The 21,041-nt window shown below is 42.5% G+C and carries 17 protein-coding genes and 1 tRNA gene; 16 read left to right on the top strand and 2 right to left on the bottom strand.

Annotation, left to right across the window (positions count from 1 at the left end):
- The first annotated feature begins 392 nt into the window (after positions 1-392).
- From UYK_RS0110640 to UYK_RS0110605, 8 genes are all read left to right on the top strand, one after another.
- On the top strand, positions 393-962 hold the full coding sequence (locus UYK_RS0110640; RefSeq protein ID WP_009459895.1) for a photosystem I assembly protein Ycf4: 570 nt from the start codon (positions 393-395) through the stop codon (positions 960-962).
- Between the two features lie 148 nt (positions 963-1,110).
- On the top strand, positions 1,111-1,941 hold the full coding sequence (locus tag UYK_RS0110635) for a peptidylprolyl isomerase (protein ID WP_009459898.1): 831 nt from the start codon (positions 1,111-1,113) through the stop codon (positions 1,939-1,941).
- A 79-nt stretch (positions 1,942-2,020) separates the two neighbouring features.
- Positions 2,021-3,235 (top strand): beta-ketoacyl-ACP synthase, encoded by a 1,215-nt coding sequence (locus UYK_RS0110630; RefSeq protein ID WP_009459899.1) that lies wholly within the window; start codon positions 2,021-2,023, stop codon positions 3,233-3,235.
- Positions 3,236-3,428: 193 nt separating this feature from the next.
- The gene (locus tag UYK_RS0110625; RefSeq protein WP_009459901.1) at positions 3,429-4,871 is read left to right on the top strand and encodes a folate/biopterin family MFS transporter; all 1,443 of its coding nucleotides are present in this window, start codon (positions 3,429-3,431) and stop codon (positions 4,869-4,871) included.
- A 144-nt stretch (positions 4,872-5,015) separates the two neighbouring features.
- Positions 5,016-6,521, top strand: coding sequence for a carotenoid oxygenase family protein (locus UYK_RS0110620; protein ID WP_009459909.1), 1,506 nt, complete (start codon positions 5,016-5,018; stop codon positions 6,519-6,521).
- Positions 6,522-6,854: 333 nt separating this feature from the next.
- Entirely contained in the window at positions 6,855-8,144 is a 1,290-nt protein-coding gene (locus UYK_RS0110615; RefSeq protein ID WP_009459912.1) for a Glu/Leu/Phe/Val family dehydrogenase, read from the top strand.
- Positions 8,145-8,344: 200 nt separating this feature from the next.
- Positions 8,345-9,010: a hypothetical protein gene (locus UYK_RS0110610; protein ID WP_016871384.1), complete on the top strand. Its 666-nt coding sequence runs from the start codon at positions 8,345-8,347 to the stop codon at positions 9,008-9,010.
- Between the two features lie 7 nt (positions 9,011-9,017).
- Complete coding sequence (locus UYK_RS0110605; RefSeq protein ID WP_009459914.1) at positions 9,018-10,364, top strand: four-carbon acid sugar kinase family protein; 1,347 nt, start codon at positions 9,018-9,020, stop codon at positions 10,362-10,364.
- A 68-nt stretch (positions 10,365-10,432) separates the two neighbouring features.
- Here the strand turns inward: UYK_RS0110605 and UYK_RS0110600 are convergent, their stop codons facing one another.
- Positions 10,433-11,761 carry a S8 family peptidase gene (locus UYK_RS0110600; protein WP_016871383.1) on the bottom strand — a complete coding sequence of 443 codons (1,329 nt, stop codon included), beginning with the start codon at positions 11,759-11,761 and terminating at the stop codon, positions 10,433-10,435.
- Between the two features lie 637 nt (positions 11,762-12,398).
- On the opposite strand from UYK_RS0110600, the gene minC reads away from it, so the two are divergent.
- The 4 genes from minC (at position 12,399) to UYK_RS25580 (ending at position 15,655) form a co-directional block, all read left to right on the top strand.
- Entirely contained in the window at positions 12,399-13,475 is a 1,077-nt protein-coding gene (gene minC / locus UYK_RS0110590; RefSeq protein ID WP_009459916.1) for a septum site-determining protein MinC, read from the top strand.
- A 49-nt stretch (positions 13,476-13,524) separates the two neighbouring features.
- Complete coding sequence (minD, locus tag UYK_RS0110585) at positions 13,525-14,331, top strand: septum site-determining protein MinD (protein WP_009459917.1); 807 nt, start codon at positions 13,525-13,527, stop codon at positions 14,329-14,331.
- A 30-nt stretch (positions 14,332-14,361) separates the two neighbouring features.
- A complete protein-coding gene (gene minE / locus UYK_RS0110580) occupies positions 14,362-14,691 on the top strand; it encodes a cell division topological specificity factor MinE (RefSeq protein WP_009459918.1) in 330 nt (109 codons plus the stop codon).
- Between the two features lie 304 nt (positions 14,692-14,995).
- Complete coding sequence (locus tag UYK_RS25580; RefSeq protein WP_009459919.1) at positions 14,996-15,655, top strand: alpha-isopropylmalate synthase regulatory domain-containing protein; 660 nt, start codon at positions 14,996-14,998, stop codon at positions 15,653-15,655.
- Positions 15,656-15,684: 29 nt separating this feature from the next.
- Here UYK_RS25580 and UYK_RS24995 read toward each other — a convergent pair whose 3' ends face one another.
- Complete coding sequence (locus tag UYK_RS24995) at positions 15,685-15,927, bottom strand: hypothetical protein (RefSeq protein WP_146003705.1); 243 nt, start codon at positions 15,925-15,927, stop codon at positions 15,685-15,687.
- Positions 15,928-16,041: 114 nt separating this feature from the next.
- Between UYK_RS24995 and UYK_RS0110565 the strand changes: the two genes are divergently transcribed.
- The 4 genes from UYK_RS0110565 to ftsH2 all read left to right on the top strand — a co-directional run bounded on the left by UYK_RS0110565 (position 16,042) and on the right by ftsH2 (position 20,840).
- Positions 16,042-16,115: transfer RNA gene (locus UYK_RS0110565), tRNA-Asp, on the top strand.
- A 345-nt stretch (positions 16,116-16,460) separates the two neighbouring features.
- A complete protein-coding gene (gene gltX, locus UYK_RS0110560) occupies positions 16,461-17,903 on the top strand; it encodes a glutamate--tRNA ligase (RefSeq protein WP_009459921.1) in 1,443 nt (480 codons plus the stop codon).
- 290 nt (positions 17,904-18,193) lie between these two features.
- On the top strand, positions 18,194-18,691 hold the full coding sequence (locus UYK_RS0110555) for a hypothetical protein (RefSeq protein ID WP_026086431.1): 498 nt from the start codon (positions 18,194-18,196) through the stop codon (positions 18,689-18,691).
- A gap of 262 nt (positions 18,692-18,953) precedes the next feature.
- Positions 18,954-20,840, top strand: a complete 1,887-nt coding sequence (gene ftsH2 / locus UYK_RS0110545; protein ID WP_009459923.1) for an ATP-dependent zinc metalloprotease FtsH2 — start codon at positions 18,954-18,956, stop codon at positions 20,838-20,840.
- The last annotated feature ends 201 nt before the right edge of the window (positions 20,841-21,041 follow it).

The following is a 21,041-nucleotide window of genomic DNA, read 5'->3' as shown; positions in this document are numbered from 1 at the left end:
CGAACTAAAATCCTCTTTTTTACTAAAATTGCAACGTTATTGAGGAATTAACGTTTTTTGACACTAACACAGATGCTGTCATACACCTGATTTTATGAGAAACTACTGCTGAATCAGCCAGTTTTTCTCAGAGTTGCGTCATTAACCACAACGCCAGCTGTAAATTTAGCTAGCAATTGCTTAATGCTTCTTAACTTACCATATTTATCTTGCTTTGTGCCTGATTTACATACGCAAATCAGGTATTTAGCACAGACCTATTAAATATTATCAATATCAGAAATTTTACAATCTGACATAACTTTTCTCAGAAATCTTAAAAGAAACTTGCAATAGATCCATAGACAGTGGCAGACTTTTAAAGGGAATTTATCAATCGCCAAGGTAGTTCCATGACGACATCAACAACCATCAACAAAGACGAACGCGTCTTGCATCAAAAGGTTCTCGGTTCACGTCGGTTGAGTAACTACTGGTGGGCAAGTGTTGTGACTTTAGGCGCCACAGGTTTTTTCTTAGCGGCGTTATCTAGTTACCTGCATGTTAATTTACTCATAGTTACCGACCCAACTCAACTAATTTTTGTCCCACAAGGATTAGTAATGGGATTTTATGGTGTAGCTGGTCTGCTCCTGGCTTTGTATCTGTGGTCAGTAATTTTATTGGATGTAGGTGGCGGATACAACGAGTTTAACCAGGAAACTGGCAAAGCTAAAATCTTCCGTTGGGGTTTTCCAGGCAAAAACCGTCGTATTGAAATTGACCTTAACATCAAAGACATACAATCTGTAAGATTACAGATCAAAGAAGGTCTAAATCCTCGTCGTACTCTCTATTTACGTGTCAAAGGTCGTCGAGATATTCCCTTAACAAGGGTTGGTCAACCGATGCCTTTAAAAGACATAGAAATTCAAGGAGCAGAATTAGCTAAATTTCTGGGAGTACCTTTAGAAGGTTTGTAGGTTGGTCAATGGTCAATGGTCAATGGGTATTAGTAAAAAACTCGTCACAATTGACAATGGACTCTTGACCCTTGACTATTTTTCTATACATTACCCATCCTCGCAATCAGAAGCTAAGATACATTGGTTGAGTCTATAGAACTGGCTAATGCGGTTAAAATTTTCGGAGTTTTTAATTGTATTTGTGATTGTCAGTGTTTTGTTGGTAGGTGGGTGTTCTACACAACAAGTATCTTCTGAAACCTCATCTCCTTCACCAACAGCTACGGAAGCAAGCACGAACGCAACTACACAGGCGACTACAGAAACAACTACAGATGCAAAGTCTGTATCTGAAGCTACACAAGAGGCTATCCCTGGAATGAAAGATTTACCAAGACTTGAAGGCAAAGCTACTGTAGTAATGACTGTTAAAGGTTCACCAATTACTATTGAAGTAGACGGTACTAATGCCCCCATTACTGCTGGTAACTTTGTAGACTTAGTGCAACGGGGCGTATATGATGGTTTAGTTTTCCATCGAGTCATAGGGCCTCAGAGTAATCCCCCACAAGCTCCTTTTGTCGTTCAAGGTGGCGATCCCCAAAGCAAAGATCCAAAAATTTCAGTAAATAGGTTAGGAACAGGTGGTTTCATTGATCCGAAAACTGGTACTGAGCGCTACATTCCCCTAGAGATTAAGCCGCAAGGAGCAAAAGCCCCCATCTACGGCAAAACATTGGAAACAGCTCGCATAAATCAACCACCTGTGTTGACACACAAACTCGGTGCAGTCGCAATGGCACGATCGCAAATGCCCAATTCTGCTTCCTCACAGTTTTACTTTGCTTTAGCTGATTTAGGTTTTCTAGATGGTAACTACGCCGTCTTTGGCTACGTTACAGAAGGTATGGATGTAGTGAACAAAATTCAACAAGGCGATCGCATCGACTCAGCCAAAGTAACCCAAGGTGCAGAAAATTTGAAAAACAAGAATTAGTTGTTAGTTGGTTGATAAATACTCAAACCACTAACCACCAACCACCAATTACCACCCAGCAACCAACAATCATTCAAACTTGGTAGAAGTCGTTGTTACTGGTATTAGTCTAGTCTCTGCCCTGGGCAAAAGCCTAGTAGATAGCTGGCAGCAATTACTAGCAGGTAAATCCGGTATTCACATCTATCAACCGTTTCCAGAATTAGAACCACGTCCTCTTGGGTTAATTGACAAGCAACCAGCACAGGTAAGAGTACTGACTCAACAGCTGGTTGCTTCAGTATTACAAGATGCTGGCTTAGTTTCTCCTCTGCCAAATTGTGGTGTTGTCATTGGTTCGAGTCGCAGTCATCAAGCGGCGTGGGAAGAAATGGCGAGGTGGATGTATCTGGAGATAGAAAGTGGGCGGAGTGAGATAAATATTTTCCCCCCACACCCCTCATACCCCACCCTTACGGGAAGCCGCTACGCGTCTACACACCCCCCCTACTCTTCTTGGCTCGACACCCTACCACATATGAATGCGATCGCCACTGCAAGACAAATTGGTGCAACTGGCATTGTTTTAGCACCGATGGCAGCCTGTGCTACTGGTATTTGGGCGATCGCTCAAGCTACATTCCTGATTCAATCTGGCCAATGTCAGCAAGTCTTGACAGGAGCAACAGAAGCAGCAATCACGCCTCTGACTTTGACTGGCTTTCAAAAGATGGGTGCTTTGGCAAAAACTGGGGCATATCCCTTTGATTTGCACCGTGAAGGCTTAGTTTTAGGAGAAGGGGGAGCAATGCTTATCCTGGAATCGGCAGAGTCAGCCAAGCAGCGCCAAGCAAAGGTGTATGGAAAGATACTCGGCTTTGGCTTAACAACAGATGCCTATCATCCCAACACTCCAGAACCAGCAGGCAAAAGTGCGATCGCAGCCATTAAGCAATGTTTGGAACGTAGTCACCTCACACCAAAGGATATTGATTATATCCATGCTCATGGTACAGCTACGCAAATTAACGATAAAATCGAGAGTAAAATAATACAAAGTTTGTTTCCGCAAAGTGTGCCAGTTAGTTCTACTAAAGGAGCTACAGGACACACTATCGGGTCATCAGGAGCCTTGGGTGTGGCTTTTTGTCTCATGGCATTACAGCAACAAATACTACCGCCATGTGTAGGGTTAAAACAGCCAGAATTTGATTTAAATTTCGTAAGCGAGGCACATCAAACTAAAGTTCAGCGGGTGCTGTGTTTCAGCTTTGGATTTGGAGGTCAAAATGCTGTAATAGCACTAGAAAAATAAAAATTCAATATTCAACTTAATCTTATTTAAAAAATAAATTTCTCGGAAATTTTAATTATTAAATTTTACACATTTATCTGTAATTTCTCTGTGATTTCAGCAAATTTTGACCGCTAAATGCTCCTCCTAGACGGCATTTAAAGAAAATAGATATGATAATAAAAGTCGATAAAACTTAAAAAATATTTATCTAATGCTGGTTTCCTCCTCTGGCTTGTCCAATGTCAAAGAATCTATAAAAGAAAAGATTTTTTTTGGCAACGAACCAACTGCTGAGTTAATTGCCATTCTTACGGTTTACTTTGTCCAAGGTATTTTGGGGTTGGCACGTTTAGCCGTCAGCTTTTTTCTCAAAGATGAACTAGGGTTAACGCCAGCCCAGGTATCAGCCCTGATGGGTATAGTTGCCCTACCCTGGATTATCAAACCACTATTTGGTTTTATTTCTGATGGCTTCCCCATCTTTGGCTATCGACGACGCCCATACTTGGTGTTATCGGGGATAATCGGAGCGGCTTCTTGGGTGAGCTTAGCCACAATTGTTCACACACCTGTACTTGCAACAGCAGCGATCGCTCTTGGTTCTCTATCTGTTGCTGTCAGTGACGTCATCGTTGACTCATTAGTTGTTGAACGAGCAAGAGTAGAATCCCAAGCGGAAGCAGGTTCCTTGCAATCCTTATGCTGGGGTGCTTCCGCCTTTGGTGGTTTGATTACTGCTTACTTTAGCGGTGTACTATTAGAGCATTTTAGTAATCGCACCGTATTTTGGATTACCGCCTCTTTTCCCCTCATAGTTTCAGCAGTAGCTTGGTTCATAGCCGAATCTCCTGTGAGTAAAGATGGTAGTGAAAATGATCACACCAACTTGCGATCAATCCAGCATCAGCTGGGACAACTGCGCCAAGCCATTACTCAAAAATCTATTTGGCTACCGACAGCATTTCTCTTCATCTGGCAAGCTACGCCAACTGCGGAGTCAGCCTTTTTCTTCTTCACTACAAACGAATTGCACTTTCAACCAGAGTTTTTAGGGAGAGTCCGCCTAGTAACTAGCGTTGCTTCCTTAGTAGGTATCTGGATCTTCCAACGTTTTCTCAAAACCGTCCCCTTTCGCGTCATTTTTGGTTGGAGTACTATTCTTTCAGCCGCTTTAGGAATGACGATGTTGCTGTTGGTAACTCACACAAACCGCGCCTTAGGCATCGATGATCACTGGTTTAGTTTGGGTGATAGCCTGATTCTCACCGTCATGGGACAAATTGCCTATATGCCAGTGTTGGTACTAGCAGCCAGGCTTTGTCCATCAGGAGTCGAAGCAACATTATTTGCCCTGTTAATGTCAGTGACTAACTTAGCAGGACTACTTTCCTACGAGTTCGGTGCAGTATTAATGCATTGGTTCGGAATTACAGAAACAAATTTTGAAAACCTCTGGCTTTTAGTAATCCTTACTAACCTCAGTACCTTATTACCGCTACCATTCCTCAGCTGGTTACCTGCTGCTGATTCTCAAACTGAAACATCTAAGAATCTGCCACCAGCCTCAGTACCAGATCATGAGGAATCTTTTGTACCCAATATGATGCCAGAGTTAATGCTACCAGAACTAGAGTCGGAAGTAGCTAGGGACTAGGGAGATGGGGAGAAAAATTGTCTCCTTCCCTTGTCCTCCTTGTCTCCCTTCCTCCCCTAATCCCCACCAGGGGCCAGTGAGTTCCCCTTTGTCTCCCTTGTCTCCCTTGTTCCCAATCACCTATCCCCAATCTCATTTCAAGATATGCAGACTTTTGAAGCTCAAGAACAAATTTCTCATACCTCGACAAAATCCTATAGCCTTAACGATTGGCAAGGTGGATATAAATCTTTAAAACAAGAATTTGATTATTGGATAGATGATATAGAAGGGCAAATTCCACCAGAACTGAACGGCACGTTGTTCAGAAATGGCCCTGGTTTACTAGATATAAACGGGCAACCAATTCATCATCCCTTTGATGGAGATGGGATGATTAGCCGTATTACATTTTCAAATGGTCGCGCCCACTTCCGCAACCGTTTTGTGCGTACTGCTGGGTATTTAGAGGAACAAAAAGCAGGAAAACTTCTCTATCGCGGTGTCTTTGGCACACAAAAACCAGGTGGTTGGCTTGCCAATGCCTTCGACTTTAAACTCAAAAACATCGCTAACACAAATATCATCTACTGGGGTAACAAGCTACTAGCTCTTTGGGAAGCGGCTGAACCCCATCGCCTCGATCCCTACACACTAGAGACTTTAGGTAAAGAATACTTTAACGGTGTGCTGTCAGAAGGTGAAGCTTTTAGTGCTCATCCTCGTTTTGATCCTAGTTGTGAGTTTGATGATAGTAAACCTTGTTTAGTAAACTTTTCCATCAAGCCAGGGCTATCTACAACTTTTACTATTTTTGAATTAGACACAACAGGCAGGATAATCAGAAAACACGCCCATAGTGTACCAGGTTTCGCTTTTATCCATGATTTTGCCATTACACCGAATTACTGCATATTCTTTCATAATCCTGTAACTTTCAATCCCATACCTTTCGTCTTAGGAATGCGTGGTGCAGGCGAATGTATTAAGTTTCAACCCAATCAACCGACACGAGTGATCATTATTCCTCGCAGAATCCTTCCCCAGGATAGACGCAAGAAAGTGCAAATTCTCGAAACTCAGTCTGGGTTTGTGTTTCACCATGCCAACGCTTTTGAACAAGGTAACGAGATTATCATTGACTCTATTTGTTACGAATCTCTACCAGAAGTTGAACCAGAAAGTGATTTTCGACAGACAGATTTTGATGCTCTCAAACCTGGGCAACTCTGGCGTTTTCACCTCAATCTCCAACAGCAGACTGTACGGCGAAACTTGTTAGAAAGCCGTTGTTGTGAATTTCCGACCTTGCATCCTCAAAAAGTTGGGCGATCGCATCGCTATTTGTATATTGGTGCTGCTCATGCTCCCAGTGGTAATGCTCCCTTACAAGCGTTTTTGAAGATTGATCTGGAGTCAGGAGAACGGCAACTGTGGAGTGCTGCACCCAAAGGCTTTGCTAGCGAACCAGTATTTGTACCCCGTCCCCATTCTCAAAGAGAAGACGATGGTTGGGTATTAGCCTTGGTCTATGATGCTAGCCGCGATCGCTCAGATGTTGTAATTTTAGATGGCCGTAATTTCAACCAGGAACCGATAGCAAGATTACATCTGAAACACCATATTCCCTATGGTTTACACGGCAACTTTACTCCTGAAGTGTTTGTTTAAATTCTTTGTGTCTTAGTGTCTTTGTGGTAAAAAAGATCATCTTTGAACCACCAAGACACCAAGGCACCAAGAAAGGATTCATTTCAAGATGTTCACGTCAAAGACAAAATCAAATAGGAAATGAACACAGATAAAAAGTATGTTTTTTATCTGTGTTCATCTGTGTGTATCTCTGGTTACACTATATTACTACCTTTAAGGCTAGCCAAAAAGCTACATCCAGAAAAATGTGACATAAACTACAAAATTTCTATTTTTTTCCAAAAAAAAGCTAGTCTAGATATATACATCCGGTTCGATAAGGATTTTGTAGAACCGTGATTGGGAGAATCTATGATTTCAACATCTCTACAACCATTGGAAGCTCCTTCTCCAGCGTATATTTGCCCATTAGACCAGGCTTGTAGCTACCTGGAAGCAGCAGGACGAGAATTAAAGCTAGATCAAGGTCTGTTGGAAGTACTTAGTCATCCACGTAAGGTAGTTACAGTGTCCATTCCCGTAAAACGGGATAGTGGCGAAATACAGATTTTGGCAGGACATCGGGTGCAGCACTGCGATGTTTTAGGTCCCTACAAGGGTGGTACTCGTTACCATCCAGCGGTGACGCTGCGAGAGGTATCAGCCTTAGCAATGTTGATGACTTGGAAATGTGCGCTACTGGGCATTCCCTACGGTGGTGCAAAGGGAGGCATTGCTCTAGATCCAAAACGTTATAGTGTTGGTGAATTAGAAAGAATAACACGACGTTACACTAGCGAATTAATTAAAGATATTGGCCCCAGCGTAGACATCCCGGCACCGGATATGGGTACTTCTACCCGGGAAATGGCTTGGATGATGGATACTTACTCTGTGAATGTTGGTCATGCGGTACCAGGAGTTGTAACTGGTAAACCCCTGTCTATTGGTGGTTCACGGGGACGGGAGATGGCAACGGGACGTGGCGTAATGATCATTGTCAGAGAGGCGCTACTTGATCTAGGTAAGTCCTTGGCGGATGTGCGAGTAGTTATCCAGGGTTTTGGGAATGTGGGCGGAGCAGCGGCTTTATTACTGCACCAAGCAGGAGCTAAAGTTATAGCTGTATCTACTGGAACTGGAGGAGTTTATTCCCAAGAAGGTCTTGATATCCCTGCTTTGAAAGCTTATGCGACTGAGAACCACAGGAGTGTTATTGGTTTCCCAGATGCAGTACCAATTAGTAATGCTGAGTTACTAACTTTACCATGTGATGTGTTGATTCCCGCAGCTTTGGAAAATCAAATTACAGAGGAAAATGTAAATCAGGTGCAAGCCAAGATAGTTGCAGAGGCGGCTAACGGACCAGTGACTCTGATGGCAAGCCAAGCACTAGAAGCGCGGGGTGTAACGGTATTACCAGACATCTTAGCGAACGCTGGTGGTGTGGTAGTAAGTTATCTGGAGTGGGTACAAGGTCTTTCTTACGTATTTTGGGATGAGGAACGCGTTAACCGTGAAATGGAACACTTAATGGTGCAAGCATATCGCCAAGTGATTAAGCACTCAAGGACAAGGCAAATTTCTCTAAGGTTAGCAGCTTATACTTTGGGGGTGGGTCGGGTTGCCCAAGCTCTCACTGATCGGGGCTTGTATCCTTGAACTTAGCAGATAATATTTAAGTATATCGACCACCGATGCACACGGATGAACACAGATAGATTATCGGTGTTTATCTGTGTGTATCTGTGTTTGTTTCTCCCAAAAACCCTGGGCGATCGCTTAAACAAGCAAATTTAGTTTGTCTTTTAAAACTAAAATACGACAAACACAACTTGCATTTGTAAGGGAGTATTTATGCCGTGCAACCGGATTTACTAGGCTTGGAAATAACTAAGGGAGAACTAAAACGTTTAACTGGTGTCAAACTAGAAGATTTTCTCCTACCTTCTATGATGGCAAATCGTGAGCAGCGATTTGCATTTTTGATGAAGGAAGTGCGAGAAACACTGTTGCTAGTTTTATTAATTGGCGGATTGATGTATGCGTTAATTACTCTGACGATTGGTTCCAACATTGACTTAGGAATCGTTTTACTAATCGCTGTCGCAATTGCAGTTATCGTTGGGCGTTGGTTGTGGCGACGTTTTCGCTATCCCAAGTCATTGATCATTCTTTTAAATGAAGTTGATAAATTTCATACAGCTGTGCAAGCGTTAGATAATCTCGATCAGTTAGCAGTTTCTGAAAATTCCGAAAATAATTTCAATGAAAGACAAACTGTTATCACTGCACTGGAATTGGTAAGAGAAGATTTAGTTCGGGCTTTGAAAATCGAGCGAATATTAAGAGATAATAAAAAACTGCTTCCTGAGCAAGAAGAACTGTTTGTCAAAAATTTAGCTAATCTCCAATCATTACGAATTAGCAGTTCAATAGGAGAATATGTTCAAATTCTCAATCAGTCATTGCAGATTGACTTGGATGTACAAAGCCAGATAAGAAAATTACAACAGTCGCTCCCTTGATATAAAAATGACCATAAAACCAAAAATAATCGTCCTTGATGATGATCCAACTGGTTCGCAAACAGTCCACAGTTGTTTGCTGCTAATGCGTTGGGATGTGGACACTCTACGTCTGGGATTGCAAGACGATGCACCAATTTTCTTTGTATTAACAAATACAAGAGCCTTACCACCTGAGTCGGCTGCATCTGTCACCAGGGAAGTTTGTCAGAATTTGCAAGCAGCTTTAGCAACTACCCTCCCACCCTCGCAAGCAGGGGATAGGGAGGGATTTCTCATTGTCAGTCGTTCTGACTCGACTTTGCGGGGACACTACCCGATAGAAACCGATGTTATTGCCCAAGAACTCGGTCCTTTTGATGCTCACTTTCTTGTACCAGCATTTTTTGAAGGTGGACGTATCACCCGCGACAGCATACATTATCTAATTGTTGATGGTGTTCCTAAACCTGTTCATGAAACAGAATTCGCTCGTGATTCTGTGTTTGGCTACCATCACAGTTACTTACCTAAGTATGTGGAAGAAAAAACACAAGGGCGAATCAAGGCAGACTCTGTGAAAAGATTTTTACTTGCAGATATCCGTAATGGATGCTTAGAAGCCTTGATGAGCCTGAGTGGTAATCAGTGCTGTGTTGTCGATGGAGAAACTCAAGCGGATTTAGATCGTTTTGCCCAAGATGTGTTATTGGCAGTCAGTCAAGGAAAACGCTTTTTATTTCGCAGTGCTGCTAGTATCTTAACAGCTTTGGCTGCCTTACCTGGGCAAGCGATCGCTCCAGAAAATATGGCTGAGTATGTACGCAATGGTAAGCCAGGAGCAGTGATTGTGGGTTCTCATGTCAAAAAGACTACTCAGCAGTTAGAAGCACTGCTACAAGTAGAAGGTACATTCGGAGTTGAAGTTGATGTGGCGCGTTTGTTAGATGATGTGGATCAATGTGACACATTGTTAACCGAAGTCCTCGAAAGTGTTCGCACTGCTCATGTAGCTGGCAAAACACCAGTAGTTTACACCAGTCGCCAAGAACTTACTTTTAAAGATGTGAATACACGCTTACAATTTGGGGCTAAGGTTTCCCGTTTATTGATGGACGTTGTACGAGGTTTGCCAGCAGATTTAGGATTTTTAATCAGTAAAGGTGGTATAACTTCTAATGATGTCTTGAGTACAGGGTTAGCCTTGACTTCTGCCCGGTTGCTTGGTCAAATCCTACCAGGTTGTTCAATGGTGCGGACTCCAGCTGACCATCCGCAATTTCCGAATTTACCAGTGGTACTATTTCCAGGTAACGTCGGTGATGCTCATGGCTTGGCGACTGTATATCAACGGCTGAGTCATAAAATTAAGTAAGGAACAAGGGAAGGAAGATAAAGGAGACAAGGGGAAAATGCCCAATTTCCGATCCCCGGTCCCTCTTTTCAGAGACGGATACGCGATTTTTGGATACCATTTCTAGGATCAGTTACAGGGATGCCTGTGTTTTGAAAATTTGCAAGAGTGTCCGCAACGCTAGCTGATGGGTTCCTCTGTTTAAAAATAGCCCAAGCTCCTGTGACATGGGGAGCTGCCATTGAAGTTCCGTAGAAGTTAGCGTAATTACCACCAGGAATTGAGGAGTAGATTACCTCTCCTGGAGCGAGAAGAGATAGAAATGAAGCACTGTTAGAAAAACTCGATACTTCATCAGCATTACCGCCAGAACTACCGTCTTTGGTAGAACCGACACTAATTGCTGACGAGATGCACGCAGGGAAACTCAGTCCGTTAATGCTGCTCTCATTTCCAGCAGCAATGACAGTAGCTATACCAACAGAGCGGAGGTTATCTATAATTGCCTTGAGGTTTCCATAGCTAGCATCACAATTAGTCGTGTAGTTACCCCCTCCCAAACTCATATTAGCTGCTGCAATTGAGAAACTGGAACGGAGGTTATAAACCTGTTCTAGAGCTCGTATTTGATCACTGGCGTAACTCAAAATACAGGGCGCTGGAAGTGGATAGCACTGGTTAGTAGAATTAAATCTAGAGAAGATTTGAATCGCAATGATCTTAGCGTCTCTGGCAACCCCAGAAAAGTTAGGACCATTACCCGCAGCGATCCCAGCCACATGGGTGCCATGATTGCAATCAGCAATGGTAGTGGTACAATTAACTGCGGAGCCAGTACCCACCTGTTGAAGCGATCCATTCGGGCATAAGCTTGTACTTTGGTAGGTTGAATCAGTTGTAGAATAACAGGCCTCTGAAACTACCTTGCCTGCTAAAAAAGGATGGCTAGAGTCTACACCTGTATCTAAGATGGCAACTGTTTGCCCTGCACCCGTAAACCCACTTTCCCAAGAGCCATTAGCTTTAACCACAGGAATACTTTCTGTCAGCGTCGCTGGTACAGCTATGTCCTCTTGAATACTGATGATATTTGGGTCGGATTGAAGAGCCGTCAAAGCTCGAGCGTTGAGCTTAGCAGCAAAGTAGGGAATCGTCTGAAACTTGGTGATTACAGTGGGTTTGTAAGTTGAAAGCTTGCTCAAGATGACATTTTGTGTTTGGGCGATCGCTGTTCTTTGACTCTGAACTAAACCAGTTGCTAGCCTGCCCTCAGGTATAAAATTTGTTCTTAAACCAATGATGACTCTGACAGTACCGTATTTGTTTGCTTTAGAAATTAGGTTATCAAAGTCTGGAGTTTTGGTTTGTTCAAAACCATTAGCAGAAGGGCTAATCTGAGCATGAGCAGGAGCTATCAACGTTTTAGAGCTGACAAGGGGTATAGATAAATATGAAAAACAGAAAAAGTATAATAAACACGAATGGATTGTTAAACCTAATTTCATTACTTATGATCCTTGTTGGACAAAAAATCCTTCTAAACGAGGAACTTAATATTATTGGAATTTGGATGAAAAGAGAACTGCTAATGCAACCCACAAAATAAAAATTACCATCATACTTTGTCTAAGTTCGTATTTCATCGGAGAAACAAGAGGCTATTGTTAAATAAATTTACACAGTATATTGGAATAAATGTACAATTTTATACTTTGTTGTTGAAAAATAAGTGATTTCGGAAGTTTGATTGCAAACTGACTGAAGAAAAGCAGCAATACTGAAGGTTTTATAAAAAATTTATACTAAAAAAATTCAGTCATCTGCATTCTACCCAAAAGGTTTGTTGTTAATATAGCTGCCAACATTTGGGAATAATTTGTGCTAAATTCTTATACCAAGCCAGGGTAAACATCTATTACTAACGTGAGTTTTCCAAGAAAAGAATTCCTTCTGCCTCACGTCTGTTTCATAATGTGAACTTTCGAGAAGGCAGTATCAAAGACAAATAATTTAATATTGGTAATTGCTCAGTTTCTCTCTTTAGGCTAATGCTGCATGACTTCTGATTCTGCTATCCCCAATCTCAAGTCAAATTCTGCTGTTGATGATACAGAATCAATCTCCAGCCTTTGTGATGTAGAGGTAAAGTTTACTGTTGCTGATACAGAGATAAAATCTGTTGTCGCTGCTGATACGGAGTCAACTTCTATACTTCCAGAAGCGGAGATCAATTCTGTTCTACTGTATTTAAAGTCCAATTCTGTTCTTACTGCATCAGAATCAAATTCTGCTGTTGCTAATGTAGAGTCTGATACGGTTGTGGATGCAGAATTGCCTGTTGACCTTGTGGATCAAGAATCCCCTAAATCACCTCCACCAGAAAATGGGGTCAGTAAAAATATCCAAGTTCAAATGAAAACAGAGGAGGGAAGATTTTTATTAATTCTGCCCACAGAATCACAGCTATCTGCTTCGGAACGCAATTGGAATGAAATTTGGCAACAGCTAAAGCTCAGACTCAATGGTAGCGATCGCTTCACTGCACCTGATACTCCTGTGCATTTGGTAGCAGGTGATCGCCTTTTAGATGCAAGACAGCTGCAACAGCTTGCGGAAACTTTGAGTGAAGTGCAAATGCAACTGAAATCTGTTGCTACTAGTCGTCGCCAAACTGCGATCGCCGCAGCTGCGGCTGGTTACTCTGTTGAACAAATACAACGAGAAAATATCCTAGCTTCTAAATCCAAAGTCAGCAAAAAATCCTCGAAAGAAGCCCTCTATTTAGAAATGACGGTGCGTTCTGGTGTAGAAATTCGCCATCCTGGTAGCGTAATTATTTTAGGAGATGTAAATCCAGGTGGTATCGTAGTTGCAGATGGTGATATTCTCGTTTGGGGTCGTCTCCGAGGAGTTGCTCATGCTGGTGCTAGAGGTAATCGTGAGTGTCTGATTATGGCCTTGCAAATGGAACCAACCCAGTTGCGGATCGCAGATGCTGTTGCTAGAGCGCCAGAAAAATTACCGATGCAATTTTATCCTGAGGTAGCATATGTTACACATCAAGGAATTCGCATCGGTAGGGCTAGTGATTTTTCTAAGACCCAATTTAATAGGATGAACCAAGAGCCATAAAGCTCTATTGTTATATATTTACAGAAACATCATCGAGCGCGTTTTTGTCATGACTCGCATTATTGTGATTAGCTCCGGTAAAGGAGGCGTGGGTAAAACCACTTGTACAGCCAATTTAGGCATGGCTTTAGCAAAAATCGGGCGTCAAGTAGCATTAGTTGATGCAGATTTTGGCTTGAGAAATTTAGATTTGTTGCTAGGATTAGAAAATCGCATCGTTTATACGGCGGTGGAAGTTTTAGCTAGGGAGTGTCGCCTGGAACAAGCATTGGTCAAAGATAAGCGCCAACCAAATTTGGTCTTGTTACCAGCAGCGCAGAACCGTAGCAAAGATGCAGTCACCCCTGACCAGATGAAGTTACTGGTGAATGCACTGGCACAGAAGTATCAATATGTGATTATTGATAGCCCCGCAGGTATTGAAATGGGGTTTAAAAATGCGATCGCCCCAGCCAAAGAAGCATTAATTGTTACCACACCAGAAATTGCTTCTGTCCGAGACGCGGATCGCGTCGTCGGGTTATTAGAAGCACAAGGTGTCAAGCGCATTCATTTAATAATTAATCGGATCAAACCCGCAATGGTACGGGCAAATGATATGATGTCTGTGCAGGATGTTCAGGAACTTCTGGCAATTCCTCTGATTGGGGTCATTCCGGATGATGAGCGCGTTATCGTCTCTACCAATCGCGGCGAACCTTTAGTATTAGCAGAAACTCCCTCTTTAGCGGCTACAGCCTTTGATAACATTGCTCGCAGATTGGAAGGTGAAACGGTCGATTTTCTTGAACTCGACTCACCCGGCGACAGCATCTTCTCTCGTCTTAGAAGATTGTTGTGGACAAAAATAATTTGATATTTCCCCATCTGTCCATACCTAGCAGCAATGATCATTGAACTTCTAGAACGATTATTTACTCGTAATTCTGACGTTAACAGTCGCAATCAAGTTAAACGTCGCCTGCAATTAGTAATTGCTCACGATCGCGCTGACTTAAGCCCCCAGATGATAGAAAAAATGCGGCAAGAAATTTTAGAAATTGTTTGCCGTTATGTAGAAATCGAAACGGAGGGTTTAGAGTTTTCTTTAGAAAGTAATCAGCGAACAAGTGCTTTAATCGCCAATGTCCCTATACGTCGGGTTAAAGAATCTGAAACTATAGAAAATAATGAGAATAAAGAAAAGAATGAATTGGAAAGTAGTGAAATTACCTAGTTATTTGCATTTTTATTAAGTAGTCCATCAAAAAATATTAGTTAAATTTAAGGTGTGTTATAGCCAAGCTGTAACGCACAATAAATTAATTTGTTCATAAGTAGGACGGTATAACTATGAAACGTAAACGCTATTGAAACTTTGACCAATGACTTTGGACAAATGACCAATGACGACCTTAGCTAATAGAGATGTGCTTTAGCGAAATATTCGCACGTCTCTACCGTTATTCGTGCAAGAGGTCTATTATTCGTGCAAGAGGTCTACTGATTTAAGAGATGGGAACCAGGCGTTGATTGAACCGATGAATATTCAGCGCAAGTTACGTCTGTTTGAGCTTTTGGTGAGCATTGGTTGTAAAGAAATAGAAGTCGCTTTTCCTTCCGCTTCACAAACTGAATTTGATTTTGTTCGATATTTGATAGAACAGGAATTAATTCCTGATGATGTTACTATCCAAGTTTTAAAAGGAGCAAAACGAGCGATCGTGCATTTGTATAATGCCACTTCTGTTGTATTTCGTCGCGTTGTTTTTGGTTTAGATCGTCTGGGAACAATTAATTTGGCTGTTTCAGCAGCAAAACTATTTACAGAATTGGCAGCAGAACAACCAGATATAAACTGGCAATTTCAATATTCACCCGAAATCTTTACAGCCACAGAATTAGACTTTGCTCAAGAAATCTGCAATGCTGTTTTAGATGTCTGGAACCCACACCACAGCACAAAGTTAGATGTGCAAATTCATCATTACGAAGAGCGATCGCGCAATGGTGGTAGTAACGCAGATGCGATCGCCTATGTTGAAATTGCAGGTGATTTGTTCCAGGGTTTATTGCACGGTGTAGGTATTCATTCCAATATTGTCACAGCTTCGATATTGGCAATATTAAGTGCAGTTAATCGGGCATTGCTGCGTGTAAATACAGAAACACAAGCAGAGATACTAAAGTTGTATTTGTAGGTAGTTAGGGGCGATCGCTCTTAGTTACTCTAGGGCAAAAGAGCGATCGCTTTCACCACCCTACCGTTGCGGGAAGTAGAGCCACTCACTGCCTCGTCTATGGGGGTTTCCCCCATGTAGCGTCCAAAGAGAAGTTTTGTAGTTGGGGTTTCCAGCCGTATCTTTTCAGTCAGTTGGGAAATTATATAAGTGCGGGTACGCGATCGCTCTGTATTGGTGTAGCGTTTAAAATTCAAGAAATTTGACGATGATTCCTCAATGGTACAAGCCACTGGATTTATATGTGGAGCCAATCCAAAATCTAAAATAGTTTGACCCTGGACTTTTTCAAAAAAAAGCTTGACAATTTCAAACGTATTAGGGATAATTAAAAAGTTGCAAATCAAGGGACTGTAGTTCAATTGGTTAGAGCACCGCCCTGTCACGGCGGAAGTTGCGGGTTCGAGCCCCGTCAGTCCCGTTTAAAGTAAGATGCTAGCCGCAATTAGCGTCACAAATAAACAATTGTCATGCACTGTTAGAGTTAGATGACAATTGAAAATATCGCTCCCAGCTAATAATAAATTGGGAGTCTTATAGCAAAAATCCTCTAAACAGAGAACTGGATAAGAAATTCAGTCCATTTGAGTGGACTTTTGCTATTAGCCCGGAACTTTAGTTCTGGGCGGGAGATCTTTTGAGGGTGAGGTTTTTCATGACAAAGCTCGTGAAAACATTTCATCGGCACTGCCTCCTGCCAACTGAGCCTCCTGGAATAACCTACAATGATCATGCTTTGCCATAATCAATAATTTACGAATTTGCTGTGACTGTTAGAGTACGTATTGCCCCTAGTCCAACTGGAAACTTACATATTGGTACAGCGAGAACGGCTGTATTTAACTGGTTGTTTGCCCGTCACCATGACGGAAAATTTATATTACGGATTGAAGACACAGATCAAGAGCGATCGCGTCCCGAATATACAGAAAATATTCTCCAGGGTCTGCGCTGGCTAGGATTAAACTGGGATGAAGGGCCTTTCTTCCAAACCCAACGTCTAGAGATTTATAAACAAGCGGTACAAAGTCTCCTAGATCAAGGACTAGCCTATCGCTGCTACACCACTGCCGAAGAACTAGAAGCACTACGAGAAGCCCAAAAAGCTAGAGGTGAGGCTCCTCGTTATGACAATCGTCATCGTCATTTGACACCAGAACAAGAAGCCGCGTATAAAGCCGAAGGGCGTAGCTTTGTAATTCGTTTCAAAATTGATGATGACCGAGAAATTGTTTGGAATGACTTAGTAAGAGACAAGATGGTATGGCGGGGTAGTGATTTGGGTGGTGACATGGTCATTGCTCGCGCCGCAGCCGATGGTATTGGTCAGCCTTTGTATAACTTTGCTGTGGTGGTAGATGACATAGATATGCAAATTACCCATGTCATTAGGGGAGAAGACCACATCGCCAACACTGCCAAGCAAATTTTACTTTATGAAGCCTTTGGCGCAAAAGTACCAGAGTTTGCCCATACACCCTTAATTTTAAATCAGGAAGGACGTAAGCTTTCTAAACGAGATGGCGTCACCTCTATTTCTGACTTTAAACAAATGGGCTTCACTGCTGAAGCTTTGGTCAACTACATGACATTGTTGGGTTGGTCGCCTCCTGACTCAACCAAAGAAATTTTTACTTTGCCAGAAGCAGCCCAACAGTTTAGCTTTGAACGTGTGAATAAAGCCGGTGCAAAGTTTGACTGGGCAAAGTTAGATTGGCTCAACAGTCAGTATATCCACGCAATGCCAGTAGATAAACTGACAGATTTGCTGATTCCTTATTGGGAAGAAGCTGGGTATAAATTGACTGGAGGACGGGAAGAACGTTCTTGGTTAGAAAAACTAGTAGTTTTAATTCAACCTAGTTTGACTCGGCTTGTGGATGCTGTAGCCATGAGCAAACTGTTTTTCACCGATGCAGTGGAATATAGTGAGGAAGCTACCGTGCAGCTGAAACAAGAAGGTGTTGCTAGTGCGATTGAGGCGGTGATTGCTGCACTACAGAATCAACAGGAATTCAACGAAGCCAGCGCCCAAGACATTATCAAGCAAGTAGTCAAACAGCAGAACGTCAAAAAAGGTTTGATCATGCGTAGTCTGCGAGCAGCTTTGACCGGAGACATGCATGGCCCTGATTTGATTCAATCGTGGTTGCTACTGCATGAGATTGGGTTAGATCAACCGCGCTTAGTTCAAGCAACAGCAAAATAAAAAATTATGAATTCCAAATGCTGAATAGGATGGATTCTTGACTAACCGAATAAAGTCCTGAGGGGGGTGAATAATATTTCCTGATTAGGGAACATATGTAGTAGGGGCGCGACTGTGCGCCCCTACTACTACTTAGTGAAAATACTTTTTATGACAAAACAGAACACAAAGATATTATTTGTCGTCTATATTTTTGATATTTGAGCAATTTCCCTCATTTTAGGAACTTGGTATGTAAAATAAGTGTCACTAATAACACTGAGAAAATTTTAGACAATCATCTAATTAAAATGCCAAGGAAAGTAATAAATCTGGGAATAAAATTGTCGTTGACGATCGCCAGCATCGCGATCGCATCAATAATTAAGACGGTAGCAGTTGCAGACGAAACACCACCACCTATCTTTGGTGATGTCAGCATCAATCCCAAGTTTCTTCCAGATCCTTTTGAGGTTCGTGGAATGAGTGGGGGTTCATTGCCGGGAAATCAAGTTGTTCGTAAGAGCGAAACTTCTACAGGCGCCTGTACAGGATTCGTTGATCAAAAACCAGACCATCGTCTGGAGTTAGGAAAGAAATTTGACTACCTAAAACTACAAGTAGACAGCCCTGAGGACACAACATTGATTATTACTGGGCCTGGTGGCACTTGGTGCAATGACGATTTTGATGGTAAAAATCCTGGTATTGTTGGCGAGTGGCTACCTGGAACTTATCAAATTTGGGTTGGTTCCTACAAAAAAGAAGAGTATTTTCCCTATACTCTCAAAGTCACAGAAGCAAAATGAAAATTGTTAGTGGTTGGTGATTGGTGGTTATTATCCCATTCCCACTTTCTTTTTTAGTGCTTTGTATTAGAATTAAGTTAAATTTAGTTAAGATTCTTTTTGGCGGCATGGTTATGCCATTTAGCTCTCTTAGCTCCATGGCTAACTGCGTCAAAATATTCAGATAAAACAAAATGGATTTATAAATATCCGTTTCCCAGCGATATCGTGATCGAATGACATCGCTGATTAGTTCTATATCGGCATCTAGAGGCAAAACAAGATGAAATTCTCCTGGAGAGTCCTAGTTCTCTGGACATTGCCAGCTCTGGTAATTGGCTTTTTCTTCTGGCAGGGTGCATTTGCTGGTGCTCCTGCGGATATGGGTAGAAATACAGCCAGTACACGTATGACCTATGGTCGCTTTCTGGAATATTTAGATGCTAATCGCGTCACAAATGTAGATTTCTATGAAGGCGGCAGAACAGCAATTGTGGAAGCTGTAGATCCGGATCTCGACAATCGTGTCCAACGAGTGCGGGTGGATCTGCCAATCAATGCTCCTGAGCTAATTACCAAGCTCAAAGACAAGGGAGTGAGTTTTGATGCCCACCCGATGCGAAACGACGGTGCTATCTGGGGACTTATAGGAAATCTAATTTTTCCAATATTATTGATCACTGGATTGTTCTTTTTGTTCCGTCGCTCCAGCAACTTACCTGGCGGTCCCGGTCAAGCCATGAGCTTTGGTAAATCTAGAGCTCGTTTTCAAATGGAGGCTAAGACTGGAGTTAAATTTGATGATGTCGCTGGTATTGAAGAAGCCAAAGAAGAACTCCAAGAAGTTGTTACCTTCCTCAAACAACCAGAAAAATTTACTGCTGTTGGCGCACGTATTCCCAAAGGAGTACTGTTAGTAGGCCCTCCAGGTACTGGTAAAACTCTATTGGCAAAAGCGATCGCCGGGGAAGCGGGGGTTCCATTCTTCAGTATCTCTGGTTCAGAATTTGTGGAAATGTTTGTCGGTGTGGGTGCATCCCGCGTCCGCGACTTGTTCAAAAAAGCCAAAGACAATGCTCCCTGTATCATCTTCATCGATGAAATCGATGCCGTTGGTAGACAAAGGGGTGCTGGTATTGGCGGTGGTAACGACGAACGGGAACAAACCCTCAACCAACTACTGACAGAGATGGACGGTTTTGAAGGTAACACCGGCATTATTATTATTGCTGCCACCAACCGTCCTGACGTATTAGACGCAGCATTGTTGCGTCCCGGACGTTTTGACAGACAAGTAACTGTTGATGCACCGGATATTAAAGGGCGTCTGGAGATTTTAAAAGTTCACGCCCGCAATAAGAAATTAGACCCGAGTGTGTCTTTAGATGCGATCGCTCGTCGGACTCCTGGGTTCACCGGAGCCGATTTAGCCAATTTACTCAACGAAGCTGCCATTCTCACCGCTAGACGCCGTAAAGAAGGCATCACCCTGACAGAAATTGATGATGCTGTGGATCGGGTAGTTGCTGGGATGGAAGGTACACCCCTGGTAGATAGCAAGAGCAAGCGTTTGATTGCCTACCATGAAATTGGCCATGCTCTAGTGGGAACTGTCCTCAAAGACCATGATCCAGTCCAAAAAGTTACTTTGGTTCCACGGGGACAAGCACAGGGTTTGACTTGGTTTACTCCCTCTGAAGAGATGGGTTTGATTACTCGTTCTCAACTCAAAGCCAGAATTACAGGTGCTTTAGGTGGTCGTGCTGCTGAAGACGTGATTTTTGGTAGAGATGAAATAACTACTGGTGCTGGAAACGACCTACAGCAAGTCACCAACATGGCCCGGCAAATGGTAACTCGCTTTGGTATGTCTGACTTAGGCCCTCTTTCGTTAGAAAGCCAGACGGGTGAAGTATTCTTGGGTCGGGACTGGATGACTCGTTCTGAATACTCAGAAGCGATCGCAGCCCGGATTGATGCACAAGTCCGCAGGATTGTGGAAGAGTGTTATGAGAATGCCAGACGGATTATGCGTGAAAATCGCACTCTCATGGATCGTTTGGTGGACTTGCTGATTGAGAAAGAAACTATTGACGGTGAAGAGTTCCGTCAAATTGTGGCAGAGTACACTGTTGTGCCTGAAAAGCCCCAGTTTACACCAATTCTTTAGGTTGGTTGAGTTTTTAATTTAATAATTTTTAGTTTCCCCATGTCTGTATTTATAGACGTGGGGATATTTATTGGAAATTTGCTGTCAGCAGCGACAAGAATTATCAGAAAAAAGCGAAACTTACAAAGCGACTTTGAGTCGGTCTCTTCCCACTCACAGAATATCTATTTAACGAACCACGAAGACACGAAGGACACAAAG

The sequence above is a fragment of the Fischerella thermalis PCC 7521 genome, assembly GCF_000317225.1.
GTDB classification, from domain to species: Bacteria; Cyanobacteriota; Cyanobacteriia; order Cyanobacteriales; family Nostocaceae; genus Fischerella; species Fischerella thermalis.
This window is presented reverse-complemented; position numbering and strand designations above follow the sequence as displayed.